This window comes from Stenotrophomonas sp. Ps181 (genome assembly GCF_025697425.1).
Classification (GTDB): Bacteria; Pseudomonadota; Gammaproteobacteria; order Xanthomonadales; family Xanthomonadaceae; genus Stenotrophomonas; species Stenotrophomonas sepilia.
On the sequence record NZ_JAHWBI010000001.1, the window covers coordinates 518,033 to 542,526 of the forward strand.

Here is a 24,494-nt window from a genome sequence, read left to right on the forward strand (position 1 = left end):
GACAGTCAGGCGATGTCCACTCGGCTTGTCCAGGCAGCTTGCATGCTGCTTTGCGCGTTGCTGGTCGCTGTTTCCAGAAGCAGCACACGCACGCGGTTCCGTTCGCAGTGCACTTTTCCCCCATAGGCTTGTGCACGCGAACTCAGGCGTTCAATAGCCAGCCTTGTGGTGTCGACGAGCAGCTCGCGATCACGGTCCAGTAGCGCAATCCTGAGCAGAATTCCTTGTTGCCCTTTCAGTCGCCCGCAACGAGCATGTATCTGGATCTGTCCTTGTTCCTGTTTGAGCAGCAATGAAACGGCCTCGGTGAGCGTACGGTAGGCCGCCAGTTGCAAAGCAATGCTCAATCTGCAGGGATCCCCGGTCAGGATGGGAGATGTGACCCTGTGTGTCTGATCCCAGCTTTCGCGAATGCCGCTGACCTGCAGGGCCAGGTAGAGCCCGACGTGCTCTACTTCGGTCGGATATACCATGCTGGTCAATTCGCGGAACTGGCGGGAATGCGCGGTGGACGTGAGAAGCAGATCCAGCGCCGGCGAGTGATGGCCGTGTGTCTTCAACAAGTCGACCGTCTTGTTCAAGGAAACTTCAATGCCATCCGCAATTCTCCTGAGATCCAGGGCGCGCTCCCGCAGATCCATCTCGCTCGCCATATGAGCTGACCTTGATAGCCGAGCGGTCTGGTGTCCGTCTGCGTCTCTACGTCCCCGCTGGTGATAGTGCCGGGTGATCCGGGAACCGAGTGCCAGCAACCCCGTTCCTGCAATGGCAATCAGCTGCTGCGTTGTGAACGTTCTCTCATCGTATGAGCCAAGGAGGCCGGATGTAGGAGTGACCACCGCAATGAGAATATTCAACAGGGGAACACCAATGGCCGCTCCCTGCCAGCCATGGATGCATGTCAACACGATCACGGGCAGTGCCATGGTCAACTGCAGACTCGTTTTGCTCGCATCCGACAGGCCGGGGGCCATTGCGGTAACCAGGCCGAGCCCCAGCATCACTGCAAGAGCAGCGAGTGTGGGAGGGGAGCGCCAGAGCCTCCATTCGTACATTGCGTGGCGTCTGCTCCAGAGAACCGCGAGCGGTGCGACGGTCAGAATGGCAATGTAGTCACCGAGGGCGAAGCGCACAGCCCTTGTCGCAATCGGCACGCTTGAAGGGCTCTCTGAAAGCAGGTGAGACAGCCCAAGCTTCAAGGCAGTGGCAATCACGGCGGCTGAAACTGCGACTGAAAGCAGCCATCCATCTGCCTTTGCAGTCATGAATTTTCGATGCGCATACACAACCAGCGCTACGGCTGGCAGCAGGAACGCCGAACCCAGGATTACCCACGCAAGTCCATACTCATCTATCAGCGGGTAGCGCAGTTGTGCGAAGAACGCGTATTCGCCAATGAGCAGGTAGGGCCAGAGGCGAGGTGGGCACACAAGCAAAGCCGCTACACGAATGCCGGCAGGCAGGTAAAACTGGTCCAAAGAGACCCGCCAGGCGGCCCAACAGGCAATCGCGTACATCGCGGCAATCGCCAGCCCCAAGGGCCGTACGCGGAACGTCAGCTCAATTCCCCTTTTCCACCAGTTCAACCCAAGCCTCCATTGCTCGTGACATGGTGGCGGCCCCATTGCTTGCTTGAACTCGCCATCGGGTGACAGTATCGATAGAAGCACGGGGGCGCAATCATTCGGTGGCGCGCGGTCCTGGAGAGGAAAGCGGTGGGCGCCGAATAGAGATCACTTTTGAGTAGTGATCTGCATCTCGTTTCCTTGGGGGAGTCAGGTCGCGGTCCGTGGGGCGCCTGGATCGATGGATCTCATACTTCCCCCCAGGGCTGGGTTGGCCTCCGCCTGGCGGGAATCTCCCCGTGCTTCCGTCAACACGATCCTGAGCCTGTTGCCCGTGATGTCCATGTGGCCGCCATGCACCAGGATTCGGCCCAGCAAATGCTCATTTGCTTGTTCCAAGGTCCGGGTTCCCAATGATTCGTTTCGGCCCACGAGGGCAATGCAGATGAATACGCCGGGCTTATGGATGAAGTTTCCGCAGCGGATACTGACAGAAATCTGTCCGGATTCGCTTTTCAGAAGCAGTGATACCGCGTCAACCACGAGTCGATAGGCCGCAAGCTGCAGGCCGACGCCGAGCAGGCAGGGATCACCCATCAACCTGGGCCGCCCGATCCGATGGGTGGCGTCCCAAGCCTCGCGCACTCCACCTGCCTGCAGTGCCACATACAAGCCCAGTCGTTCCAGGGCGGCGGGATAGATCATGCTGGCCTGGGCCCTGAACAGGCGCGAATGCACCTCCGAGGTATGCCGCAGGCTGTCGGCCACGGCGTGATGACCCTGGGCGTGCAGCCAATTCACCATCTCGTTCAGAGACAGGTCCATGCCATCGCCCAGTTGGCGCAGATGCGCCGCCCGTTCGCGCAATTCCATCTCGCTGGCCAGGTGCGAGTTGCGGGCAAGCTGCAGGGCCGCCCGGCCATCTTCCTCGCGTAACCGGTGCTGGTTCTGGAAGTGGGTGATGCGCGCACCCAGCAGCAACAGGGCGACGCTGGCGATGGCCATGGCCTGCTGGGTGGCGAAGGTTGCGGCATCGAACGCGTCTGGGCGATCGGCCGGTGTGCTCATGCCCAGGATCATGTTCACGGCGGCAACACCAATGGCTGCTCCACGCCACCCCAGCAGGCAGGTCAGGGCGATTGCTGGAATCGGCAGGATAAGCAGCAGCTGCAGCGAGCCCGGGCTGGTGATCGATGCAGGTACTGGCGTCGCCTGCAGGCCGATGACCAGCATGGCTCCGAGTGCACCTGTCACGGCCGCAACGGACCGGGCCGTCCATTGTTCCTCGGCGCGACGGATCCACAGCAATGCCAGCGGTGCCAGGATAAGGATGCCGGTGAAGTCGCCCAGCGCGTAGCGCAACACGTGGGTGAGAAATGGCGTTTCCCGCAACGGTGGCCAAAGCAGGGAGGAGATGCCCAGGTTGAGCAGGCTGATCGCAGCAGCCGCGCAGACTGCGATGGAAATTACACCCACGACGGTGGTGCGTGCGAGCAGTTTCCGGTGCAGCCGCACGATCAGCATCACGGTTGGCATCAGGAAGATCGATGCGCAGATCACCCAGGTCAGGCCGTACTTGCCCAGCAGGGGGATGCGCAGATGCGCGAAGTAGGCGTACTCGCCGATCAGCAGATAGGGCCAGAGACGGGGCGGGCACAGGAGAAGGGCAGCCACCCGCACACCGGCGGGCAGGAAAAACTGGTCCAGGGACAGCATGCGCGCCGCCCAGCAGGCGAGCGCATAGACGAACGCCAGCGCCAGCCCTTCGGGGCTTACCCGGATCCTCACCAGCAGGCCGTCCTTCCACCACTGCATCCACGTGCTCCCCAGCTCCTGCGCCGATTATGCAAACAAAGGGCGGCATTGGATCAAGTCATGTGGCAGGCAATGGCTCCACTACCACAACGCATCCCGCAGCTTGTACCAGGACATCGCCGCTACCAGCAGCGGCATGCGCAGCAGCCGGCCGCCGGGGAAAGGCGCATGCCGCAGGCGCTGGAACACGTCCAGGCGCTCGCTCTGGCCGGCAATCGCGGCGGCGATCACCTCGCCGGCCAGCCCGGCGGCGGCCACCCCATGGCCGGAGAACCCCTGCGCGAAGTACAGGTTGCCGTCCAGCCGGCCCCAATGCGGGGCGCGGTTGCGGGTGATGTCCACGTAGCCGCCCCAGACCTGCTCCAGCGGCACGTCGGCCAGCTGCGGGAAGACCTGGTGCATGCGCCGCTGCATCACCCCGCGCAGGCCGGGTGGGGGCAGCGCCGAGTAACTGGCGCGGCCGCCGAACAGCAGCCGGTGGTCGTGGCTGAGGCGGAAGTAATCCAGTGCCCAGGCGGTGTCGGCCACCGCCATGTTGTTGCCGATCAGTGCACGGGCGCGCTCGGCACCCAGCGGCGCGCTGGCACCGATATAGGTGCCGACCGGCATGATCCGGCGTTCCAGCTCGGGCAGCAGGCCCTGCAGCCAGGCATTGCCGGCAACCACCAGATGCGCAGCGCGCACGCTTCCCTGCGCGGTATGCAGGGTGGGCTGCGGTCCGCGCTGCACGCGGGTGACCGCCGAATGCTCGTGGATCACCACGCCGGCCGCGCGTGCCGCATCGGCCAGTCCGCGGGCATAGGCCAGGGGCTGCAGGTGCGCGCTGAGCGGATCGAACATCGCGGCGCGGTAGCGCGGGCTGTCCAGCTGTGCGCGCAGGGCATCACGGTCCCACCACTGCATCGGGTAGTCATAGTGGCGCTGAAGATGCTCGCAGTTGGCGCGCAGGTCGCGCTCATGGCGTTCGCGGATGGCGACGCTGGCGTGGCCCTCCACCCAGTGGCAGTTGATACCAAGGCGATCGATGCGCCTGCGCATCGCCTGTACCGCGCCGCGCGACCAGTCGAACAGGTGGCGCGCATCGTTACGGCCGAGCTGACGCTCCAGTTCGTCCACCTCGCAGCCATAGCCGACCAGCGCCTGGCCACCGTTGCGGCCGGACGCGCCCCAGCCGATCCGCTGTGCGTCCAGCACCACCACGCGCTGGCCACGCGCGGCCAGTTCCAGTGCGGCGGTCAGGCCGGTATAGCCGGCGCCCAGCACCGCAACGTCGGCCTGCACCTGCCCCTGCAATGAGGGCAGCGCGGATGGTTCGGGCAGGCTGGCGGCATACCAGCTGGGCGGAAAGGCGGCGCTCACTGCAGGCCTCGCGGGTGCAGTGCGGGAGGGCGGAGCAGGGCAGGTCGATCAGCGTTCACCCCCGTAGTTTCGCCGATGCGTGGCAGCTGCGGTGTGAGGGCAGCGACTTGCCGCCGTTGCCAGGCGACGGGTAACGTGTCCGCACGCCAAGGAGTCTTCCCATGCGCCGCCTGCCCTGGGTGGGCCTGCCCACCGACAGCACCGTGCTCGGCCACCACCGTTTCGCGGTGGCCGGCGAGAAGTACGTGCGCGCGCTGGCCGAGGCGGCCGAGGTGACGCCGGTGGTGTTGCCGAGCCTGCAGCCACCGTTGCCGGCCAGCGACTGGCTGGTTGGGCTCGATGGCCTGCTGTTGACCGGCGCGGTCAGCAATATCGAACCGCAGCACTACGATGGCGGCCGCAGCTGGCCAGGCAATCCGCATGACCCTGCCCGCGATGCCAATGCCTTCGCGCTGCTGCACGAGGCGCTGGCGCTGGACCTGCCAGTGCTGGCGATCTGCCGCGGCTTCCAGGAGTTGAACGTCGCGCTGGGTGGCAGCCTGCATCCGCAGGTACACGCGTTGCCTGGCCTGGCTGACCATCGCGAAGACCCACAGGCGCCGGTGGAGGTGCAGTACGGACCGGCCCACGCGGTCACCCTGGCCGCCGATGGCTGGCTGTCGCGGTGGCAGGGGAGCGACCGCGTGCAGGTGAACTCGGTGCACGGACAGGGCATCGCCCGCCTCGCGCAGGGCCTGCAGGTCGAGGCCATGGCCGATGACGGACTGGTCGAGGCAGCGCGCAGCCTGCACCATGGATTTGTGCTCGGCGTACAGTGGCATCCGGAGTGGCGTGTCACGCAGGCGCCGTTCTATCACGCTATTTTCCGTGCGTTCGGCCAAGCTTGCCGGCAGCACCAACAGAACCGACTGGATTCCCGATGAGTTCCCGAACGCGCCCGCGCAAGACGGCCACGCCCCCCGCACCGCAGGAAAGCAGCCTGCTGCGCTGGCTGAAGGAGCGGCGCATCACCGAGGTGGAATGCCTGGTGCCGGACATCACCGGCAACGCCCGCGGCAAGATCATTCCTGCCGACAAGTTCTCGCACGACTACGGCACGCGCCTGCCGGAAGGCATTTTCGCCACCACCGTCACCGGCGAGTTCCCCGACGACTACTACGAGCTGACCTCGCCGTCGGACTCGGACATGATGCTGCGCCCTGACCCGGATACGGTGCGCATGGTGCCGTGGGCGGCCGATGCCACCGCGCAGGTCATCCACGATTGCTACACCAAGAGCGGCGAACCGCACGAGCTTGCGCCGCGCAACGTGCTGCGCCGCGTACTGGCGGCTTATGCGGAACTGGGCCTGCGCCCGGTGGTGGCGCCGGAGCTGGAGTTCTTCCTGGTGCAGAAGAACACCGACCCGGACTTCCCGCTGCTGCCACCGGCCGGCCGCTCGGGGCGCCCGGAGACCGCGCGGCAGTCGTACTCGATCGACGCGGTCAACGAGTTCGACCCGATCCTCGACCTGATGTACGACTACGCCGATGCGATGAAGCTGGATGTGGACACGCTGATCCACGAATCCGGCGCAGCGCAGCTGGAGGTCAATTTCACCCATGCCGATGCGATGGACCTGGCCGACCAGGTGTTCCTGTTCAAGCGCACCATGCGCGAGGCGGCGATGCGCCACGGGGTCTACGCCACGTTCCTGGCCAAGCCGATGGAGAACGAGCCGGGCAGTGCCATGCACATCCACCAGAGCCTGGTGCGGGTGAGCGATGGCAGCAATGTGTTCGCTGGCGAGACCGATGCCGAGGGCGAGTTCAGCCCGGTGTTCGGCCATTACCTGGGCGGCCTGCAGAAGTACGCGCCGCAGGCGATGGCGTTCTTCGCGCCGAACGTGAATTCCTACCGCCGGCTGGTGTTCGGCGAAGTCTCGCCGAGCAACGTGCACTGGGGCTTCGACAACCGCACCTGCGGCCTGCGCGTGCCGCTGGATACACCGGAAAACATGCGCGTGGAGAGCCGGTTCGCCGGTTCCGACGCCAACCCGTACCTGGCAATGGCGGCCACCCTGGCCTGCGGCCTGCTCGGCATCCGCGAGCGGCTGGCGCCGGACGCGCCGGTGACCGGCAGCGCGAAGGAACTGGGCTACAACCTGCCGCGCTCGCTGGGCGAGGCGCTGGACGGGTTGGAGCAGTGCAGCGAGCTCCAGGCCCTGCTGGGCGAGCGTTTCTGCCGCGCCTACATCTCGGTCAAGCGCAAGGAATACGAGACCTTTTTCCGCGTCATCAGCTCGTGGGAGCGCGAGTTCCTGCTGCTGAACGTCTGAGCATCCGGAATAGAAAAATCCGCCGCCGGGGGGTAGGCTGGCACCCGTCGCCGGCCCCGCCGGCCCCCCTTCCCGCATTCTGGAGCACCCGATGAAGCTGCGTATCCTCACGCTCGGCCTGGCCTCCGCCATGCTTGCCGCCTGTGGCGGTGGCAACGGCGGCGCGCAGGACAGCCAGGTCCTGAACGTCTACAACTACAGCGATTACATCGCCGAGGACACCATTCCGACCTTCGAGAAGGAGAGCGGCATCAAGGTGACCTACGATGTATTCGACAGCGATGAGATGGTCGAGACCAAGCTGCTGGCCGGCAACAGCGGCTACGACGTGGTGGTGCCGACCCTGAACTTCTTCGGCCGCCAGATCCAGGCCGGCGTGTTCCTGCCGCTGGACAAGAGCAAGATCCCGAACCTGGCCAACCTCGATCCGGCGGTGATGAAGCGCATCGCCACCCAGGACCCGGGCAACCAGTACGGCGTGCCGTACATGATCGGCACCACCGGCATCGGCTACAACGTGGACATGCTGAAGCAGCGCTTCGGCGGCAGCACCGACATCGCCAACAGCTGGGACCTGGTGTTCAAGCCGGAGAACATCAGCAAGATGAAGGACTGCGGCGTGACCATCCTGGACACGCCGGCCGACATGATCCCGATCGCGCTGCATTACCTGGGCCTGGACCCGCACAGCGGCGACCCGGCCGAGCTGCAGAAGGCGGCCGACCTGCTGAAGTCGATCCGCCCGTACGTGCAGAATTTCCACTCCTCGCAGTACGTCGGCTCGCTGGCCAACGGCGGCACCTGCCTGGTGGTCGGCTGGTCCGGTGACATCATCCAGGCCCGCGACCGCGCCGAGGAAGCCAGCAATGGCGTGCACGTGGCCTATTCGATCCCGAAGGAAGGTGCGCCGCAGTGGTTCGACATGCTGGCGATCCCGAAGGACGCCAAGCACCCGGAAGCGGCGTACAGGTTCATCAACTACCTGCTGGAACCGAAGGTCGCCGCGGCCAATACCAACTTCATCCACTACGCCAACCCGATCCCGACCGCGACGCCGCTGGTGGACGAGGCGATCCGCACCGACCCGACCATCTACCCGCCGGCCGACGTGGCCGAGAAGATGTTCACCTACTCGATCAACACGCCGGAGACCGACAAGCTCTACACCCGGCTGTGGACCGAGGTGAAGACCGGCCGCTGAGCCGGTCTGGCGCCGCCGGGCCTTGCCCGGCGGCTCCCTTAACCTGCGCCGAAGCCGGTACTCCCGCTTCGGCCAAGGTGCTGCAGGATGGCCGGCAGCAGGTCGCGTGCGTCGCGGCCGCCGTTGCACAGGAACGACGAACTCATCCGCTGCAGGTTGTGCATGCCGATGAAGAACAGCCCCGGCTGCGGGGAAACACCGAAGTCGCCAAGCGGATAGCCGTGTGCATCCAGCACGCCCTGCACGTCGAGCCAGGGCCATTCGGCGACGAAACCGGTGGCCAGCACCACCGAGCGGATACCTGCGGCCTGCAGATCCAGCTCGCACGGGGACGGTTCCGGGTCCCAGTGCAGGTAGACTTCTTCGGGAATGTAGCGGGCATCGTCGGTGCGCGGCTCGGGCCGCGTGGCGTAGTACGCGCTGGCCAGCGAATCGAGATAGGCGTACTCGGCGCGCGTCGCCTCGATCGCGGTGCGAAGTTGCGGGCGGACATCGGCGAAGCGGGCGGTGTTCCCATTGAATTCCTGCAACCGGCCCAGCAACCTGATCCCTGCGCGGTGCATGGCGAGCAGGCTGATCGAACTGCCCAGGCCGGCGCCGCCCTTGCCGGATATCAGCGGGAACTCCGCGGTGCGGGCCTTGCGCAGCGCGTCCGGCTCGCCTGCCAGTACGGCCGCCGATTGGCTTACGTGTTGATGGATGCGCCCGGCCATGTCCCACCAGGTCATCGAGTCCTTGCCGCGCAGCCGACGGGTGTGCGAATGACGATCGGCCAATGACCAGTACACGCTGCGACCAACGTCGCACAGGTCCTGGGCGATCTGTGCGCCGGACTGGCCGCCGCCGATGACCAGCACCGCGCCCTCGGGTAGCTGGCCGGGACTGCGGTAGTCGCTGGAGTGCAGCACGGTGAGGCCTGGTGCGGGCGCGAAGGGGGCCCGGGGCAACCGCGCCCGGCGGTATTCACCGGTGGCGACCACCACCGCCTGGGCACGGATCAGCCCCCGGCTGCTGTCGATGGCATAACCACCGGACTCGGGCCCGACCCGATGGACCACGCACCCCTCGCTGATCGGCAATGCGCGCTCGTCGGCATAGTCGCGCAGCCGTCGGATCACTTCCGGGGCCCCCATGAAGCCTTCCGGGTCATCCCCGGCATAGGCATGGCCATGCAGGGCCATGGTCGCGTTGGCGGTGTTGGTCTGGAACGAATCCCAGCGCCGCCGCCAGCTGGCGCCCACGGTTTCGGCCTCCAGCACGCGATGCTCGACGCCGGCCTCCTGCAGGAGCGCGCTGAGCGACAACCCGGCCTGGCCGGCGCCGATGATGACCAGCGGCAGCCTTGCAGGCTGGGAGTCCGGCAGGCAGGACGGGAAAGGGGAGGGGCTGTCCGGGGAAATCACCAGGGTCGGTCCATGCAAGGCCTAGATCCGGGGCATTGCGCGGGGAATGCCCCGGGCTTTCAATGGATCCCGTTCTGAAAAATGTTGCAGATCGGGCTGCCGCCCGTGGTGTCTGGCCGGGTCGACCGCCCGGGCGTCGAGGAGGGGCCGGGCCTTCCGGCGGACAGGCCACCATGGCGGGTGAAAACCGACACGCGTCGGGGTCCCTGGGCGGGCCAGCGGCCGCTTCCACCCACTGCCGTCATATCCCCTGCGGCCCCCGGCCGTTAGAATGACCGCCGCTGTCCACCGCCCGCTCCCGGAGCCCCCATGCCCGTTGAAGCCCAGCCGGTAGCCGCCGTCGTCGACACGACCGGTGCGCCCGGCTATCTCTCCATTCGTGATTTGCGCAAGGAATTCGACGGTTTCGTCGCCGTCGACGACGTCAACCTGGACGTGCGCAAGGGCGAGATCTTTGCTCTGCTCGGTGGCTCCGGCAGTGGTAAATCGACCCTGCTGCGCTGCCTGGGCGGCTTCGAGACGCCCACCAAGGGCAGCATCACCGTCGATGGCCAGCGCCTGGACGCGCTGCCGCCGTACCAGCGGCCGGTCAACATGATGTTCCAGTCCTATGCCCTGTTCCCGCACATGACGGTCGAGCAGAACATCGCCTTCGGCCTGAAGCAGGATGGCCTGGGCAAGGACGCGATCAGCAAGCGCGTCGGCGAGATGCTGGACCTGGTGCAGATGGGCCACCTGGGCAAGCGCAAGCCGCACCAGCTGTCCGGCGGCCAGCAGCAGCGCGTGGCGCTGGCGCGGTCGCTGGCCAAGGGGCCGAAGCTGCTGCTGCTGGACGAGCCGATGGGCGCGCTGGACAAGAAGCTGCGCTCGCAGATGCAGCTGGAACTGGTCAGCATCATCGAATCGTCGGGCGTGACCTGCGTGATGGTCACCCACGACCAGGAAGAAGCGATGACCATGGCCACCCGCATCGCGGTGATGGATGCGGGCTGGATCCAGCAGGTCGGCAAGCCGGACGAGGTCTACGAGCAGCCGGCCAACCGCTTCGTTGCCGAGTTCATCGGTTCGGTCAACCTGTTCGATGGAGTGATCGACGAGGACCTGCCCGAGTACGTCACCGTGCGCTCGCCGCTGTTCCCGGCGCCGATCTACATCGCCCATGGCATCACCTGCTATGAAGGGCAGCCGGTCGCATTCGCGCTGCGCCCGGAGAAGGTGATGATCGGCAAGGACGAGCCGGAAGGGCACACCAACAAGGCGCAGGGCGTGATCGAGGACATCGCCTACTTCGGCAGTCACTCGGTCTATCACGTGCGCCTGCCCAGCGGCGCCAAGGTGCTGGCCAACTTTGCCAACTCGCAGCGCTGGGCCAGTGATGGCCTCACCTGGGGCGACGAGGTGTGGGTGCACTGGCGCGACAATGACGGCGTGGTGCTCACCTCATGAGCGTCGCCGGCCTGAAGCGCTGGCTGCCGGGGCTGCGTGCCACGGTGATCGGCATTCCGTACCTGTGGCTGCTGCTGTTCTTCGCAGTGCCGTTCCTGATCGTGCTGATGATCAGCTTCTCGCTCAGCCGGGTCGGCTCGCCGCCGTACACCTGGCTGTTGCAGTATGCCGACGGCGGCTTCTCGCTGAAGCTGAACCTGGAAAACTACCTGGCGCTGTTCCGCGATTCGATCTATGCGCAGGCCTTCCTGAGCTCGATCAGGATCGCGGCCATCTCCACCTTCCTGACCCTGCTGATCGGCTACCCGATGGCCTATGCCATTTCCCGCCTGTCGCCGGCCGCGCGCAACGTGGCGATGATGCTGGTGGTACTGCCATCGTGGACCTCGTTCCTGATCCGAGTGTATGCGTGGAAGGCGATCCTGGACCGCAACGGCCTGCTCGACCAGTTCCTGCAGTTCACCGGCCTGCAGGCGCTGATGACGTCGATGGGGCTGCCGAAACTGCAGTTGATCGATACGCCGACCGCCGCCTACATCGGCATCGTCTACTGCTACCTGCCGTTCATGGTGCTGCCGCTGTACGCCAACCTGGTCAAGCATGACCACCGCCTGCTGGAAGCGGCCTACGACCTCGGTGCCAAGCCATGGCAGGCCTTCCTGCGCATCACGCTGCCGCTGTCGAAGGCCGGCATCATCGCCGGCTGCATGCTGGTGATGATTCCAGCGGTGGGTGAATTCGTGATTCCGGAAATGCTGGGGGGCTCGGAGACGCTGATGGTCGGCCGCCAGCTGTGGAACGAGTTCTTCAACAACCGCAACTGGCCGGGTGCGTCGGCGATGGCGGTGGCGATGATCCTGTTGCTGCTGGTGCCGATCCTGCTGTTCAACCGTTCCCAGCAGCGCCTGCTGGAAGGGAAGCAGGCATGAGTCCGCGCACCGGCAAAGGCTTGGCGCTGGGCGTGCTGCTGCTCGGCTTCGCTTTTCTGTACCTGCCGATCCTGCTGTTGATGTTCTATTCGTTCAACAGCTCGCGGCTGGCGATGGTCTGGGCCGGGTTCTCCACCCGCGCCTACAGCGACCTGTTCGCCGACCGCGCGCTGATGGAGGCGATGTGGACCAGCCTGGTGGTGGCGTTCTGGACCGCCTGTACCGCCACCGTGCTGGGCACGCTGGCGGCGATGGTGATGACCCGCTTCAAGCGCTTCCGTGGCAAGCCGCTGTTCGGTGCGCTGGTCACCGCGCCGCTGGTGATGCCGGATGTGATCCTGGGCTTCTCGCTGATGGCGCTGCTGGCCTCGATGGGCGCGATTCCGGGCTTCCCGGCGCGCGGCCTGGCCACCATCTGGATCGCGCACGTCACCTTCACCCTGTGCTTCGTCACCGTGGTGGTGTCTTCGCGCCTGCAGGAAATGGACCTGTCGCTGGAAGAGGCGGCGATGGACCTGGGCGCCAGCCGGCTGACCGTGTTCACCCGCATTACCCTGCCGATCATCGCGCCGGCGCTGGTGGCGGGCTGGCTGCTGGCGTTCACCCTGTCGCTGGATGACGTGGTGGTGGCCAGCTTCGTCGCCACGCCGGGCTCGACCACGCTGCCGATGAAGGTGTTCGCGTCGGTGCGCATGGGCATCAGCCCGAAGATCAATGCACTGGCCACGCTGCTGGTGTCGGCGGTATCGATCGCTGCGGTGATCGGCTGGTACATCAATGCCCGCGCCGAAAAGCGGCGCCAGCGCGACCTGCAGCTGGCGCGGCAGGACAACGGCTGAGTACACGGTCCGTCGACAGCGCCGGCAACACCCGGCTCACGGCCGGCGGCGCACAATGGGGGTCTTCCTGATGGAGATCCCTTATGACCGTCGAGATCGTCGACCCGGCCACCGGCCAGGTGACCTACCGCCATGAACTGATGGGCGCTGCCGACATCGAGCAGCGCCTGCAGGCCGCTGCCGATGCATTTCCGGGGTGGGCCGATCGCTCGCTACAGGACCGCGGCGCCATCCTGCGCGGGATCGCCGCGCAGCTGCGTACGCGTCGCGACGATCTGCAGCAGGCGATGACCCACGAGATGGGCAAGCTCAAGGCCGAGGCCCTGGCCGAGGTCGACAAGTGCGCGGCGGCCTGCGAGTACTATGCCGACCACGCGGCCGACTATCTCAAGCCGCAGCTGATCGACACCGAAGCCCAGCGCAGCTATGTGCGCTACGAGCCGATCGGCTGCGTGTTCGCGGTGATGCCGTGGAATTTCCCGGTCTGGCAGGTGTTCCGCTTCCTCGCACCGGCGTTCATGGCCGGCAACGTGGCGCTGCTCAAGCACGCCAGCAACGTACCGCAGTGTGCCGACCTGATCCTGGCGGTGTGCCGTGATGGCGGCCTGCCGGACGGCGTGTTCGACGTGCTGCACATCGACAACGATCAGGCCGCCGACGTGTTGCGCGACGCACGGGTGAAGGCGGTGACGCTGACCGGCAGCGAGCGGGCAGGGCGCTCGATCGCCTCCAACGCCGGCAGCCAGTTGAAGAAGTCGGTGATGGAGCTGGGGGGCAGCGATGCCTTCGTGGTGCTCGACGATGCCGACCTCGACAAGACGGTTGCGGCAGCGGTGAAGTCGCGCTTCGACAACAGTGGGCAGACCTGCATCGCGGCCAAGCGGTTCATTGTGGTCGAGGCGGTGGCCGATGAATTCACCCGTCGCTTCGTTGAAGCTGCGGCCGAGCGCCAGTACGGCGACCCCGATGAGCGGGGCACCACGCTGGCGCCGATGGCCCGTGCCGATCTGCGCGATGAACTGCACAAGCAGGTACAGGCCAGCGTGGCCAAGGGTGCACGGGTGCTGATAGGCGGCGAGCCGATTGCCGGCACCCATGCCGGCTATCCGGCCACGGTACTCGACCAGGTCGGCCCGGGCATGCCGGCCTACGACGAGGAACTGTTCGGTCCGGTGGCTGCGGTGATCCGGGTCGCTGATGAGGGCGAGGCACTGCGCGTGGCCAACGACACCCGCTTCGGCCTGGGCGGCAGCGTGTGGACGCGCGATCCGGTGCGCGGCGAAGCCTTTGCGCAACGCATGGAATGCGGCGCCGCGTTCGTCAACGCGATCGTCAAGAGCGATGCGCGGCTGCCGTTCGGCGGCAGCAAGCAGTCTGGCTTTGGCCGGGAACTGGCCGACCACGGCATCCATGAGTTCATGAACATCAAGACCGTTTACGTGGCTTGATGCCGAATGGTGGTGCCGGCCGCTGGCCGGCATTGCCCTGGTTGCCGGCCAGCGGCCGGCACTACCAGCAGCGGGTCACAACCACTTCGCGCGCTTGAACAACCGGTACAGGCCCACGCAGACGCCGCCCACACCAACGATCATCAGTGGGTAGGCCCACGGTTCGCTCAGCTCCGGCATGTGGCTGAAGTTCATCCCGTACCAGCTGGTGATCAGCGTCGGTGCCGCCAGCAGCGCAGCCCACGCACCGAGGCGCTTGACCGTCTCGCCCTGCGCCAGCGTCACCAGCGACAGGTTCACGCTGAGCGCGGTGCCCAGCATCTCGCGCAGGGTGTCGATCACATCGCTGATGCGTACCGCGTGATCGTGCACGTCACGGATGTACAGCTTCACTTCGTCCGGAACCAGCTCGCCCTGGTAACGGCGCAGCTGGGCCAGCACATCCTGCAGCGGCGCCACCGCCATCCGCATCTTGTTCAGTTCGCGCTTGAGCTCGTACAGGCGCACCACGGTGCTGCGCTTGTAGTTCTCGGCGAAGATGTCCTTTTCCAGCAGGTCCAGGGTGTCGCGGAAGCGGTGCATGATCGGCAGGTAATTGTCGACCACGAAGTCGGTCACCGCGTACAGGCAGTACGACGGGCCCATCTTCAGCAGCTGCGGCTCACGCTCGACCCGAGCACGTACCGGCGCGTAGGACAGCGAGGCGCCGTGGCGCACCGTTACCAGGAAGCGCGGGCCGAGGAAGGCATGGGTTTCGCCATACTGGATGCGCTCGTCGACCATCTGCGCGGTGGTCACCACCACGAACATCGAATTGCCGTAGGTCTCGACCTTGGGCCGCTGGTGCGCGTTTCGCGCGTCCTCGATGGCCAGGTCGTGCAGGCAGAATTCTTCCTGCAGCTTCAGCAGTACATCGTCGTTGGGATCGTACAGGCCGACCCACACGAAGCCATTGCCACTGGCAATGACATCGCTGATGGCGTCCAGGCTGATGTCGTGGCGTATGCCCTCGTCATCGTAGTGGACGCAGTTGATGACGCAGGCAGGGTTGGCTGAAGCAGGGGCGGAAGCGGAGGCGGGCAATGACATGCCCGCCATCGTGCGTCAGCGCCGTGTTTCGGACAAGTGAGGACGGCGCCCCAACACCCAGGCCAGTGCCGCGTGCACGGGCAACAGCAGCACGATCCACTGCACGTTGTACTGGGCCTGCAGGCTCAGCCAGTGCAGCACCAGCGCGGCCACGGCCTGTACCGCCAGCAGCCACACCACGATCCTGAACATGCGCCCCGGCGCGCGCCGGCGCAGCAGGCTGACTGCTCCGGGCAGCAGCAGCACGGCCAGCGGCGAAAGCAGCAGCAGGTTGCGGTTGGCCCAGGCGGCGTAGTGGGTGCTGAAGCCCCACAGGAACACCAGCAGGCTGCCGGCGATGGCGCACAACAGCCAGAACGGCAGGGCCAGCCCGGCCAGCAGGCGCGGGCGGTTGCGCAGCGCCAGCACGCCGCCGGCCACGACCAGACCAAGCAGCAGCCACGGCCACCAGCGACGCGCGAACTCCTTCGGCTCCGGATCAATGCGGTGCGGCAGCAGTTCCTGTTCGGACTGCACCAGCGGCCGGCCATCACTGTTGCGAGCCTGGCGCAGCGCATCGGCCAGGCGCATCGGCACGAACGCTTCCTGCCAGCGCGACAGCGGCTGGTCGGCGAACGGCCCCAGGCCGACATCGAAGCCCAGCCACATCCACGGCGCCGGTGAGGCCAGGCGCACTGATTCGCTGCGGTAGGTGTTGCCGCGCGAACGCCCCGACAACTGCGACTGCAGGCCACCGCCCAGTGCCTTGTCCACCGTGTCGCGTACCATCGTGGCGCAGTTGGCGGTGTAGTAGTCGTAGTGGTAGCGCGCGTTTTCCGGCTTGGCCCGCTCGGCCAGGTCAGCGGCCAGGGCACGCGCCTGGTCGGGGCGCAGGTCCAGCCACTGCACGCTGGCACCGCGGCCGGTCTCGTCGTAGTACGACAGGTCCTGCTGCAGCGGCAGCGCCACCAGGTAATACATCATGTCGCCGCGCACGAAGCGGCTGATGAAGTCGTCCTCGGACGGATCGAAGTAGCCGAAGTTGTACGAGGTCGCTTCGCCACTGGCCGGATCGACCACGACGATGGCGTCATGCCCGAAGCGTTCGAAGAACACGGTGCCCGGCTGCATGGTCACCACGCCGATGCGCGGGGCGGGGGCCTCGGCGTCGGCGGTGGCAGGTGCGGGCACGGCTGCCGCCGGCTGCGCGAAGGCGGCCAGTGGCAGGGCCATGGCCAAGGCCAGCACACACAGTGCCAGCCACGCCGTCAGGATCAGACCGCGGCGCTTCAAGCGTCGTCCTGCGCGTCCGGCGGCAGCACGGTCACGTGGAAGGCCTGAACCCGGCGCGCATCGGCGCGGGCCACGCGGAACATGAAGCGGTCCAGCGCCAGCTCATCGCCGACTTCCGGAAGATGGCCCACGGCCTCGGTGACCAGGCCACCGATGGTGTCGTAGTCCTCATCGGAGAAGGTGGCACCGAAGCGCTCGTTGAAGTCGCCGATCGGGGTCAGCGCGTCGACCACGTACTGGCCGTCGGACTGGATGGCGATCTGCGCGGACGGATCCTCGGCCTCGTCATGCTCGTCGTCGATCTCGCCGACGATCTGTTCCAGCACGTCCTCGATGGTGACCAGGCCGGCGACACCGCCGTACTCGTCCACCACGATGGCCATGTGGTTGCGCGACAGGCGGAATTCCTTCAGCAGCACGTTGAGCTTCTTCGCCTCCGGAATCAGCACCGCCGGGCGCAGCAGCTCGCGCACGTTGGCCGGACCGTTGTCGGCAACCACACCGCGCAGCAGATCCTTGGCCAGCAGGATGCCAAGGATGTCGTCCTTGTTCTCGCCGTGCACCGGGAAGCGTGAATGGCCGGATTCGACCACCTGCTTCATCAGTTCCAGGAAGGGCGCTTCAACCGGCAGCGAGACCATCTGCGAGCGCGAAATCATCACGTCGCCCACGGTCAGCTCGGCCACCGAAATGGCGCCTTCCATCATCTTCAGGGTATCGGCGGCGATCAGCCCCTCTTCCTGCGCGGTGTGCAGGACAGCGACCAGCTCGTCGCGGGTATGGGGTTCGCCGGAGAAGGCCGAGGTCAGGCGTTCAAGCCAGCCGCGCTTCTTTTCACTGTGCTCCGCAGGGGAGCTACTACTGTCGTCTTCTGACATCTCTGGAAAAAAGGCACCCGGCAGGCCGGGCGTTGGCTCAAGTCTAGCAGGATGTGGCGGCCTGTCAGTGACTACCGGTGGCCGGGGCAGGGGCGGTCGGGGCCGGCTCCTCTTCGGGCAGGTCCAGGCTGTAGGTGCAGCCGGCCAGGGTCTTGCCAGGGTGGGAGGCTACGGTGGAGACGCTGAGGATGATCGACTCGATCTGGGCCTCGCCGGTCTTCGGGTCGGTCACGTCGCGGCTGACCAGCTCGCGGCCAGCCATGAACTTGCCGTCCTGGTCGTAGCCGGTCTCCAGTTCCAGCCGCTTGGCCAGAGGCCGAGGGTCGGCCTGGTCGAGGATGGCCATGATGCTGGCGCCGGCCACCGCCACCCGTTCGGTGGTCACGCCGAACACCCTGATCGGCTGGGCCAGGCGGTACTCGCTCATGAACTGGTTGCTCTGGGGCAGCGGCTGCAGGCCGTGGGCGACGGCTTTCAATGGATCAGCCAGCAGGGGCGCCAGCGCGGCCTGCTCGGCCACTCCCTGGCGGCATTCGATCAGGGCAGGCAGGTCAAGACTGGAGGCGGGGGCCGAAGGCACCGCAAAGGCACACATCAGGGGCAGGCAGCAACGCAGGGACACGGGCAGGTTCCGCAGGCGGGCCGGACATCATAACGGTGACGGGGGCGGGCTCTCAGCCTTGCTGCTGCGGCTGCGGCGGGTCAGCAGGGCGCGTAGCCCCATCACCGGCAGGGTGAGCAGCACCGCCTGCATCGAAGCGTGGAGGACCGTGACCAATCCGCGGGCCGCCAACGGCAGCAGGCCCGATTGTTCGAACCAGGGCATCAGTGCCGGTTCGGCGGCCTTCGCCAGTGGCATGTACATCGCGCAGAGCGCGTACAACAGCCAGAGTGAGGCGGTTGACGCATGGAAGAACGGCAGGGTCGCCGCTGAGCGCCGCAGGCGCTGCTGGACCACCACGCGCCAGGCCACCGGCGCGGTGAGCGCGCCCATCAGCATCAGCAGCAGCGCGCTCGTCACCAGGCCCATCGTGGTGCTCATTTCGTGCCGCTGTTGCAGCAGCTGAGGCCCGATCACGCCGACCGCCAGGCTGGCAATGACGCACGCCGGTGACAGCAGTGCCAGCGTGCGCAGCAGCCAGTGCTGCCCGCTGGGGTCGCGTGCACTGACACGGCGCACGGCATGCGCGCCCAGCACCAGGACAGTGGCGAAAAGACCGGCAGCCATCATGATCGTCGTGAAACCGTACCCTGGGTTCATCCTTTTTCCTTCCGCGTCCTGGCCGGTGTTGAACAATAGCGCAGCGCATGGGCTGGCGTTCCAGCCCGGGCGCAGTCAAGGCGGATTCCAGCGCGTGGTCGCTGGGTACCAGCGCAGCCTGACCGGGTAGCCCAGCTGCACCTGCAGGTGGTCGCGTACGGCCGCCGCCGTCGCGCGGTTGGCTGGGGTATCCCGCAGCTCAACCTCCAGCTCTCCGGCCTTGACGTCCAGGCTATAGCCGAACAGGTCGGGCAGCTGGGCCAGCAGCCAGTCCCGCTGTGCGTGCAGGCGGCGCTGCATCTCCGCTTCGGTCATCGCGGCGCCGGTGATGTAGCGCACGCGTTGCGGGCCATCCGCCCCTGGATGTGTCTCATCGGCCTCGGCTGCGGCGCCTGTCAGTCGCACCACAACGTTCCAGCCCCTCGCATTGTCCACCCAGATGCCGGCCAGACGTGCCGCGTGCCGCGCTTCCAGGCGCTCGATCAGCGCCCGTTGCTGGGCAGTGGCGACGATATTGCGGGTGTCGCGCTCGCTGCTGCCGAAGAACGCCCGTAGTTCGGCGATCTTTGCGGCGATGTCGGCCTCGCTGTCGCTGGTGGGGAACGGTGAGGGACGGTCAGGATCGGGCATCAGGCCTGCCGCGGACTGCAGTAGCGCGGCAAGCACAAGTGCGGCCAGGGTCATGCTGCGCTCCTCTTCCGTGAGTGCGTGGGTTCGGAACAGAGCCCGGTGTCAGCGCTCGCCCGCGTAGGGATCGGCGATGCCGAGCTCGGCCAGGATGTCGCGCTCGAGCTGCTCCATCGCCTCGGCTTCCTTGTCATCCTCGTGGTCCCAGCCGAGCAGGTGCAGTACGCCGTGCACGGTCAGGTGCGCGTAGTGGGCGTTGAGCGCCTTGCCCTGCTCGTCGGCCTCCCGTGCCACCACCGGTGCGCAGATCACCAGGTCGCCGAGCAGCGGGAACTTGACGCCCTTGGGCAGGCCTTCGGGCACTTCGGCCGGGAAGCTGAGCACGTTGGTGGCGTAGTCCTTGCCACGGTAATGACGGTTCAGCGACTGCCCCTCCTTGGCATCGACCACGCGGATGGCCAGGTCGGCCTCACGGATGCGGCCCTTCAACGCAGCGGCCACCCACTTGCGGAAGCTCACGGCCGCCGGCAGCCCGGTACGTGGCAGGGCATAACTGACGGCGACGTCCAGTCGCACGGGACCACGGGTCATGGCGTTGCTCCAGGCTGGATCTGATGCAGGTCGCGGCGGTCGTAGGCGCTGACGATGCGCGCCACCAGCGGATGCCGGACCACGTCGCGGGATTCGAAGAAGGTGAAGCTGACGCCCTCGACCTCGCGCAGCACATCGATGGCGTCGCGCAGGCCGGACTTCACGTGCTTGGGCAGGTCGGTCTGGGTCAGGTCACCGGTGACCACCGCGGTGGAGCCGTAGCCCAGGCGGGTCAGGAACATCTTCATCTGCTCGATGGTGGTGTTCTGCGCCTCGTCCAGGATCACGAACGCATCGTTGAGCGTGCGGCCGCGCATGTAGGCCAGCGGCGCGATCTCGATGACGTTCTTCTCCAGCAGCTTGACCACCTTCTCCACGCCCATCATCTCGTACAGGGCGTCGTACAGCGGTCGCAGGTAGGGGTCGACCTTCTGGCTCAGGTCGCCGGGCAGGAAGCCCAGCTTCTCGCCGGCTTCCACCGCCGGGCGCACCAGGATCAGGCGCTGCACCCGCGACTCGTTCAGTGCTTCGACCGCGCTGGCCACGGCCAGGAAGGTCTTGCCGGTTCCCGCCGGGCCGATGCCGAAGTTGATGTCATGCGTGGCGATCTGGTGCAGGTAGCGGCCCTGGTTGGCGCCACGGCCGCGCACCGTGCCGCGCTTGACCTTGATCGCCACGTCCTGCGCTTCGTAGGAGCGCTCGGCGATCTGCTCGACGTTGGCCTGCGCCAGGCGCAGGTGGATGGCGTGGTTGTCGAAGGTGGTTTCGCCGGCTTCGGCGTACAGCGCTTCAACCAGCTTCTGCGCCTCCACGATGGCTTCATTGGGCCCGCTGATGCGGAACACGAAGCCACGATTGGCGATCTCCACGCCGAGCTTCAGCTCGATCTGGCGCAGGTGCCCGTCGAAGGGGCCGCACAGGTTGGCCAGTCGCTCGTTGTCTTCCGGCGACAGGGTGAAGTCTCGATGATCGATGCTTTTCATTGCTTGGGGTGGGGCGGGGTCGCCGTCCACCGCGATGGACTCGGGGTGACAAGGTTACGCGCGTACCGGGCATGCGGCCAGCGGCGGGCCGATACGCGGTTTTCCACACCTGGTGTGGACGGGGGGCGCGAAAAGCTGTGGATAGTCCTTCGCAGTGCTTGTGCCACAAGGCGTATGAGGCGGTGGTGAAAAAACCGTCACGGTCGGCCGGCTCCTGTGACGGCAGCGCATCTTCCGCTGCCAGGCACCCAGTACGGCCGCCCCCGTCCGGTTCTCCACACCGGCTGTGGAATGATGCTGAATCAAGCTGTGGATAGGTGGCGAGGAACCTTGCAGCAAAAGGCTTGCCCGCGCGTGGCGAAAAAACCGTCAGGGCTGATCGGAATCATTGGGGGTGCACGGGGCAGGTGGCACCGTGTCGCCGTCGCAGGAGGGGATGGCATGGGCATCGGCAACGGGATGCGTGGACTCGGACTGGCGGGCATCGGCCTGCTGGCCGGCTGTGGGCAGTCAACGCCAACGGCGCTGGGCACGCTGGAGTGGGACCGGATCACGGTGCCGGCGCCGGCGGCCGAGGTGATCGCCACGGTGGAGGTGCGCGAGGGCCAGCGGGTCAAGGCCGGGGCCGTGCTGATGCAGCTCGACCCCGCCCGCGGCGACGCGCAGTTCGCTGCGGCGCAGGCCGACACGGCGCGCGCGCAGGCTCAGCTGGAAGAGCTGAAGATCGGCCCGCGCCAGGAACAGATCGCACAGGCCCAGGCACAACTGGCCGCGTTGCGCGCGCAGTCTGCTGAAGCCACTGCCTACCATCGTCGGGTGCAACCATTGGCACGCCAGCGCCTGATCGCCGCCGCCGAGCTGGACCGTGCACGGGCGGCGGCCGGCCATGCCGAGGCCAGCGTGCGGGCTGCCGAGCAGGCCTGGCTGGAGCGGGTGCATGGCAGCCGCGCGCAGGACATCGCACAGGGCCAGGCGGCCGCTGATGCCGCGCAGGCACAGGAGCGGGTGCAGGGCGTCAACCTGCAGAAGCTGCAGCTGCGCGCGCCACGTGATGGTGTGGTCGATGCCCTGCCCTACCGGCAGGGTGACCAGGCACCGATCGGGGCGCCGCTGGCGGTGATGCTGGTTGGCGAGCGCCCCTACGCGCGCGTCTATCTTCCGCAGCCGCTGCGCCTGAAGGTCAAGGTCGGGCAGGCCGCGCAGGTACAGCTGGAAGGCGGCAGCACCGTGCTGAAGGGACACGTGCGCTCAATCCGCAGCGAGCCCTCGTTCACTCCGTACTACGCGTTCACCGGCGACGACGTCGAACGGCTGAGCTACCTGGCCGAGATCGAAGTGGATGCAGCCAGCGACATGCAGAAGCTTCCGGCCGGGCTGCCGGTGCAGGTGCGCTTCTGAACACCGGTGCGGACATCGCGGTGCATGCGCAGGGCCTGACCCGCCGCTTCGGTGAACTGCTGGCCGTGGACAACGTCGACCTGACCGTCCCGCGCGGGCAGGTGTACGGCTTCCTGGGCCCGAACGGGTCAGGCAAGTCGACCACCATCCGCATGCTGTGCGGCCTGCTGGAACCCAGTGCGGGGCAGATCGAGGTGCTGGGCCTGGCGGTTCCCGAGCAGGCCGAAGCACTGCGCCGGCGCATCGGCTACATGACCCAGCGCTTCTCGCTGTACGAAGACCTGTCGGTACGCGAGAACCTGGAATTCCTCGCCGCCATCCAGGACCTGCCACGCAACCAGGCCCGGCAACGGGTCGATGCGCTGCTGCAGCAGTACCGGTTGCAGGACCGGCAGCCGCAGCTGGCCGGTACGCTCAGCGGCGGGCAGAAGCAGCGCCTGGCCCTGGCCGGCGCCGTGGTGCATTCGCCCGAACTGCTGTTCCTGGACGAGCCGACCAGCGCGGTCGATCCCGAGTCGCGCCGCGATTTCTGGGAGGCCCTGTTCGAACTGGCCGACGCGGGAACCACGGTGCTGGTGTCGACCCATTACATGGACGAAGCCGAGCGCTGCCATCGCCTGGCGATCCTTGATCGCGGCGCACTGGTGGCCGATGGCACGCCGGCCGAGCTCTGTTCACGGCTGCAAGGACGCACGCTGCAGGTCACGTCATCGCAGCCACGCCAGGCCAGCCGCGTGCTGGCAAAGCTGCCCGGCGTGCTGAGCGTGGCGCAGATCGGCACCCATCTGCGCGTGCTGTGCAATGAGGGCGCAGCCGATGTCGCGGCGCTGCGGCGCGCGCTGGCCAGCGCCGACCCGCAGGCGCACGTCGAAACCGTGGCGCCGAACCTGGAGGACGTGTTCGTGGCCGCCACCCGCGGCCGTGGCAGGGAGCGGGCGGCATGAACCTGCGCAGGCTGTGGGCGATCATGCTCAAGGAGCTGCGGCAGCTGCGCCGCGACCGCATCACGCTGGCGATGATCGTCGGCATTCCGGTGATGCAGCTGCTGCTGTTCGGGTATGCGATCAACCTCAACCTGCGCCACCTCGATGCGGGTATCGCCGACCAGGCCAACAGCGCCGCCTCACGCGCGCTGGTGCAGGACATGGTCGCCACCGGGGTGATCACGCCGCGTACTGAAGCGTACAGCCCGGACCAGCTGATGCAGGCGCTGCGCCGCGGCGAGATCAGCGTCGGCATCGTGGTGCCGGCCGACTTTGAGCGTCGCCGCTTCGACGGTCGCGAAGCAGTGCAGGTGCTGGTCGATGGCAGCGACACCGTGGTGCAGAGCGCGGCGATCCAGCTGGCGCAGATGCCGTTGGACACGCGCCCGACCAGCAACACGCGGCCACTGCGCGAAGGCAGCATCGCCGGTGGTCCAATCAGCGTGACCAGCTTCTACAACCCGCAGCGGCGCTCGGCGGTGAACATCGTGCCCGGCCTGATCGGGGTGATCCTGACCATGACCCTGGTGATGTTCACGGCGGTGGCGGTGGTGCGCGAACGCGAGCGCGGCAACATGGAACTGCTGATCGCCACGCCGGTATCGCGCAGCGAACTGATGGTCGGCAAGGTGCTGCCCTATGCAGCGATCGGTCTGCTGCAGACCACGCTGGTGCTGGTGCTGGGCACCTGGCTGTTCCAGGTGCCGATCCGCGGCAGCCTGCTGGACATCTACCTGGCCGCGGTGCTGCTGGTGCTGGCCAACCTCGCGCTGGGCCTGCTGATCTCCACGCGAGCGCGTTCGCAGTTCCAGGCGATGCAGATGACGCTGTTCCTGTTTCTGCCGTCGATCCTGCTGTCGGGTTTCATGTTCCCGTTCGCCGGCATGCCGAGACCGGTGCAGTGGCTGGCCGAAGTGCTGCCGCTGACCCACTTCCTGCGCCTGGTGCGAGGCATCATGCTGCGCGGCGCCTCGCTGTGGGAGCTATGGCACGACGCACTGGCGCTGCTGGCCTTCATCGTGGTGATGATGGCGCTGGCGATCCTGCGCTTCCGCAAGCGCCTGGATTGAGGCCTGTCATTCGGTAGTGC

Annotated in this window: 22 protein-coding genes; 10 read left to right on the top strand and 12 right to left on the bottom strand. The window is 66.6% G+C overall.

Going from position 1 to position 24,494, the window contains the following annotated elements:
- Nucleotides 1-5: 5 nt before the first annotated feature.
- From KXV01_RS02385 to KXV01_RS02395, 3 genes are all read right to left on the bottom strand, one after another.
- On the bottom strand, nucleotides 6-1,586 hold the full coding sequence (locus KXV01_RS02385) for an MASE1 domain-containing protein (RefSeq protein ID WP_053091789.1): 1,581 nt from the start codon (nucleotides 1,584-1,586) through the stop codon (nucleotides 6-8).
- 189 nt (nucleotides 1,587-1,775) lie between these two features.
- Nucleotides 1,776-3,380 (bottom strand): MASE1 domain-containing protein, encoded by a 1,605-nt coding sequence (locus KXV01_RS02390; protein WP_049416316.1) that lies wholly within the window; start codon nucleotides 3,378-3,380, stop codon nucleotides 1,776-1,778.
- Between the two features lie 81 nt (nucleotides 3,381-3,461).
- Entirely contained in the window at nucleotides 3,462-4,739 is a 1,278-nt protein-coding gene (locus KXV01_RS02395; RefSeq protein WP_049416311.1) for an FAD-binding oxidoreductase, read from the bottom strand.
- Nucleotides 4,740-4,900: 161 nt separating this feature from the next.
- Between KXV01_RS02395 and KXV01_RS02400 the strand changes: the two genes are divergently transcribed.
- From KXV01_RS02400 to KXV01_RS02410, 3 genes are all read left to right on the top strand, one after another.
- The gene (locus KXV01_RS02400; RefSeq protein WP_049416308.1) at nucleotides 4,901-5,662 is read left to right on the top strand and encodes a gamma-glutamyl-gamma-aminobutyrate hydrolase family protein; all 762 of its coding nucleotides are present in this window, start codon (nucleotides 4,901-4,903) and stop codon (nucleotides 5,660-5,662) included.
- Nucleotides 5,659-7,056: a glutamine synthetase family protein gene (locus KXV01_RS02405; RefSeq protein ID WP_049416306.1), complete on the top strand. Its 1,398-nt coding sequence runs from the start codon at nucleotides 5,659-5,661 to the stop codon at nucleotides 7,054-7,056. Before KXV01_RS02400 ends, KXV01_RS02405 begins: the two co-directional genes overlap by 4 nt.
- A gap of 91 nt (nucleotides 7,057-7,147) precedes the next feature.
- The gene (locus tag KXV01_RS02410; protein ID WP_019659050.1) at nucleotides 7,148-8,257 is read left to right on the top strand and encodes a polyamine ABC transporter substrate-binding protein; all 1,110 of its coding nucleotides are present in this window, start codon (nucleotides 7,148-7,150) and stop codon (nucleotides 8,255-8,257) included.
- A 38-nt stretch (nucleotides 8,258-8,295) separates the two neighbouring features.
- On the opposite strand, the gene KXV01_RS02415 is transcribed toward KXV01_RS02410, so the two are convergent.
- The gene (locus KXV01_RS02415; RefSeq protein WP_263467494.1) at nucleotides 8,296-9,678 is read right to left on the bottom strand and encodes an NAD(P)-binding domain-containing protein; all 1,383 of its coding nucleotides are present in this window, start codon (nucleotides 9,676-9,678) and stop codon (nucleotides 8,296-8,298) included.
- A gap of 291 nt (nucleotides 9,679-9,969) precedes the next feature.
- Between KXV01_RS02415 and potA the strand changes: the two genes are divergently transcribed.
- The 4 genes from potA to KXV01_RS02435 all read left to right on the top strand — a co-directional run bounded on the left by potA (nucleotide 9,970) and on the right by KXV01_RS02435 (nucleotide 14,322).
- A complete protein-coding gene (potA, locus tag KXV01_RS02420) occupies nucleotides 9,970-11,106 on the top strand; it encodes a polyamine ABC transporter ATP-binding protein (RefSeq protein ID WP_049412072.1) in 1,137 nt (378 codons plus the stop codon).
- Complete coding sequence (locus KXV01_RS02425) at nucleotides 11,103-12,035, top strand: ABC transporter permease subunit (protein WP_049412069.1); 933 nt, start codon at nucleotides 11,103-11,105, stop codon at nucleotides 12,033-12,035. The genes potA and KXV01_RS02425 overlap by 4 nt, the downstream gene beginning before the upstream one ends.
- Nucleotides 12,032-12,874 (top strand): ABC transporter permease subunit, encoded by an 843-nt coding sequence (locus KXV01_RS02430; RefSeq protein WP_019659047.1) that lies wholly within the window; start codon nucleotides 12,032-12,034, stop codon nucleotides 12,872-12,874. The genes KXV01_RS02425 and KXV01_RS02430 overlap by 4 nt, the downstream gene beginning before the upstream one ends.
- An 83-nt stretch (nucleotides 12,875-12,957) precedes the next feature.
- Nucleotides 12,958-14,322 carry an NAD-dependent succinate-semialdehyde dehydrogenase gene (locus KXV01_RS02435; RefSeq protein ID WP_049412065.1) on the top strand — a complete coding sequence of 455 codons (1,365 nt, stop codon included), beginning with the start codon at nucleotides 12,958-12,960 and terminating at the stop codon, nucleotides 14,320-14,322.
- 75 nt (nucleotides 14,323-14,397) lie between these two features.
- Here KXV01_RS02435 and KXV01_RS02440 read toward each other — a convergent pair whose 3' ends face one another.
- From KXV01_RS02440 to KXV01_RS02475, 8 genes are all read right to left on the bottom strand, one after another.
- On the bottom strand, nucleotides 14,398-15,420 hold the full coding sequence (locus tag KXV01_RS02440; RefSeq protein ID WP_049412061.1) for a magnesium and cobalt transport protein CorA: 1,023 nt from the start codon (nucleotides 15,418-15,420) through the stop codon (nucleotides 14,398-14,400).
- Between the two features lie 6 nt (nucleotides 15,421-15,426).
- Nucleotides 15,427-16,683, bottom strand: coding sequence for a DUF4105 domain-containing protein (locus tag KXV01_RS02445; protein ID WP_049412058.1), 1,257 nt, complete (start codon nucleotides 16,681-16,683; stop codon nucleotides 15,427-15,429).
- A complete protein-coding gene (locus KXV01_RS02450; RefSeq protein WP_005408827.1) occupies nucleotides 16,680-17,561 on the bottom strand; it encodes a transporter associated domain-containing protein in 882 nt (293 codons plus the stop codon). Before KXV01_RS02450 ends, KXV01_RS02445 begins: the two co-directional genes overlap by 4 nt.
- A 64-nt stretch (nucleotides 17,562-17,625) precedes the next feature.
- Nucleotides 17,626-18,156, bottom strand: a complete 531-nt coding sequence (locus KXV01_RS02455; RefSeq protein ID WP_111096499.1) for a hypothetical protein — start codon at nucleotides 18,154-18,156, stop codon at nucleotides 17,626-17,628.
- A 54-nt stretch (nucleotides 18,157-18,210) separates the two neighbouring features.
- Nucleotides 18,211-18,822 carry a hypothetical protein gene (locus tag KXV01_RS02460; protein ID WP_111096500.1) on the bottom strand — a complete coding sequence of 204 codons (612 nt, stop codon included), beginning with the start codon at nucleotides 18,820-18,822 and terminating at the stop codon, nucleotides 18,211-18,213.
- A gap of 75 nt (nucleotides 18,823-18,897) precedes the next feature.
- On the bottom strand, nucleotides 18,898-19,506 hold the full coding sequence (locus tag KXV01_RS02465) for a hypothetical protein (RefSeq protein WP_111096501.1): 609 nt from the start codon (nucleotides 19,504-19,506) through the stop codon (nucleotides 18,898-18,900).
- A gap of 48 nt (nucleotides 19,507-19,554) precedes the next feature.
- On the bottom strand, nucleotides 19,555-20,040 hold the full coding sequence (gene ybeY / locus KXV01_RS02470; protein ID WP_061478510.1) for an rRNA maturation RNase YbeY: 486 nt from the start codon (nucleotides 20,038-20,040) through the stop codon (nucleotides 19,555-19,557).
- Nucleotides 20,037-21,023, bottom strand: coding sequence for a PhoH family protein (locus tag KXV01_RS02475; protein ID WP_005415936.1), 987 nt, complete (start codon nucleotides 21,021-21,023; stop codon nucleotides 20,037-20,039). Before KXV01_RS02475 ends, ybeY begins: the two co-directional genes overlap by 4 nt.
- A 441-nt stretch (nucleotides 21,024-21,464) precedes the next feature.
- Between KXV01_RS02475 and KXV01_RS02480 the strand changes: the two genes are divergently transcribed.
- From KXV01_RS02480 to KXV01_RS02490, 3 genes are read left to right on the top strand one after another with little or no spacing between them, the layout of a single operon-like run.
- Nucleotides 21,465-22,421 (top strand): HlyD family efflux transporter periplasmic adaptor subunit, encoded by a 957-nt coding sequence (locus KXV01_RS02480; RefSeq protein WP_099495035.1) that lies wholly within the window; start codon nucleotides 21,465-21,467, stop codon nucleotides 22,419-22,421.
- A 20-nt stretch (nucleotides 22,422-22,441) separates the two neighbouring features.
- On the top strand, nucleotides 22,442-23,365 hold the full coding sequence (locus KXV01_RS02485; RefSeq protein WP_099495034.1) for an ABC transporter ATP-binding protein: 924 nt from the start codon (nucleotides 22,442-22,444) through the stop codon (nucleotides 23,363-23,365).
- On the top strand, nucleotides 23,362-24,474 hold the full coding sequence (locus KXV01_RS02490; RefSeq protein WP_099495033.1) for an ABC transporter permease: 1,113 nt from the start codon (nucleotides 23,362-23,364) through the stop codon (nucleotides 24,472-24,474). The genes KXV01_RS02485 and KXV01_RS02490 overlap by 4 nt, the downstream gene beginning before the upstream one ends.
- Nucleotides 24,475-24,494: the final 20 nt, after the last annotated feature.

Excerpts from the sequence above, each read along its gene's own strand:
- KXV01_RS02390 (WP_049416316.1), bottom strand. The coding sequence starts at position 3,380 with ATGCAGTGGTGGAAGGACGGCCTGCTGGTGAGGATCCGGGTAAGCCCC.
- KXV01_RS02400 (WP_049416308.1), top strand. The coding sequence starts at position 4,901 with ATGCGCCGCCTGCCCTGGGTGGGCCTGCCCACCGACAGCACCGTGCTC.
- KXV01_RS02405 (WP_049416306.1), top strand. The coding sequence starts at position 5,659 with ATGAGTTCCCGAACGCGCCCGCGCAAGACGGCCACGCCCCCCGCACCG.
- KXV01_RS02410 (WP_019659050.1), top strand. The coding sequence starts at position 7,148 with ATGAAGCTGCGTATCCTCACGCTCGGCCTGGCCTCCGCCATGCTTGCC.
- potA (WP_049412072.1), top strand. The coding sequence starts at position 9,970 with ATGCCCGTTGAAGCCCAGCCGGTAGCCGCCGTCGTCGACACGACCGGT.
- KXV01_RS02425 (WP_049412069.1), top strand. The coding sequence starts at position 11,103 with ATGAGCGTCGCCGGCCTGAAGCGCTGGCTGCCGGGGCTGCGTGCCACG.
- KXV01_RS02430 (WP_019659047.1), top strand. The coding sequence starts at position 12,032 with ATGAGTCCGCGCACCGGCAAAGGCTTGGCGCTGGGCGTGCTGCTGCTC.
- KXV01_RS02435 (WP_049412065.1), top strand. The coding sequence starts at position 12,958 with ATGACCGTCGAGATCGTCGACCCGGCCACCGGCCAGGTGACCTACCGC.
- KXV01_RS02440 (WP_049412061.1), bottom strand. The coding sequence starts at position 15,420 with ATGGCGGGCATGTCATTGCCCGCCTCCGCTTCCGCCCCTGCTTCAGCC.
- KXV01_RS02450 (WP_005408827.1), bottom strand. The coding sequence starts at position 17,561 with ATGTCAGAAGACGACAGTAGTAGCTCCCCTGCGGAGCACAGTGAAAAG.
- KXV01_RS02455 (WP_111096499.1), bottom strand. The coding sequence starts at position 18,156 with ATGTGTGCCTTTGCGGTGCCTTCGGCCCCCGCCTCCAGTCTTGACCTG.
- KXV01_RS02460 (WP_111096500.1), bottom strand. The coding sequence starts at position 18,822 with ATGAACCCAGGGTACGGTTTCACGACGATCATGATGGCTGCCGGTCTT.
- KXV01_RS02465 (WP_111096501.1), bottom strand. The coding sequence starts at position 19,506 with ATGACCCTGGCCGCACTTGTGCTTGCCGCGCTACTGCAGTCCGCGGCA.
- ybeY (WP_061478510.1), bottom strand. The coding sequence starts at position 20,040 with ATGACCCGTGGTCCCGTGCGACTGGACGTCGCCGTCAGTTATGCCCTG.
- KXV01_RS02475 (WP_005415936.1), bottom strand. The coding sequence starts at position 21,023 with ATGAAAAGCATCGATCATCGAGACTTCACCCTGTCGCCGGAAGACAAC.
- KXV01_RS02480 (WP_099495035.1), top strand. The coding sequence starts at position 21,465 with ATGGGCATCGGCAACGGGATGCGTGGACTCGGACTGGCGGGCATCGGC.
- KXV01_RS02490 (WP_099495033.1), top strand. The coding sequence starts at position 23,362 with ATGAACCTGCGCAGGCTGTGGGCGATCATGCTCAAGGAGCTGCGGCAG.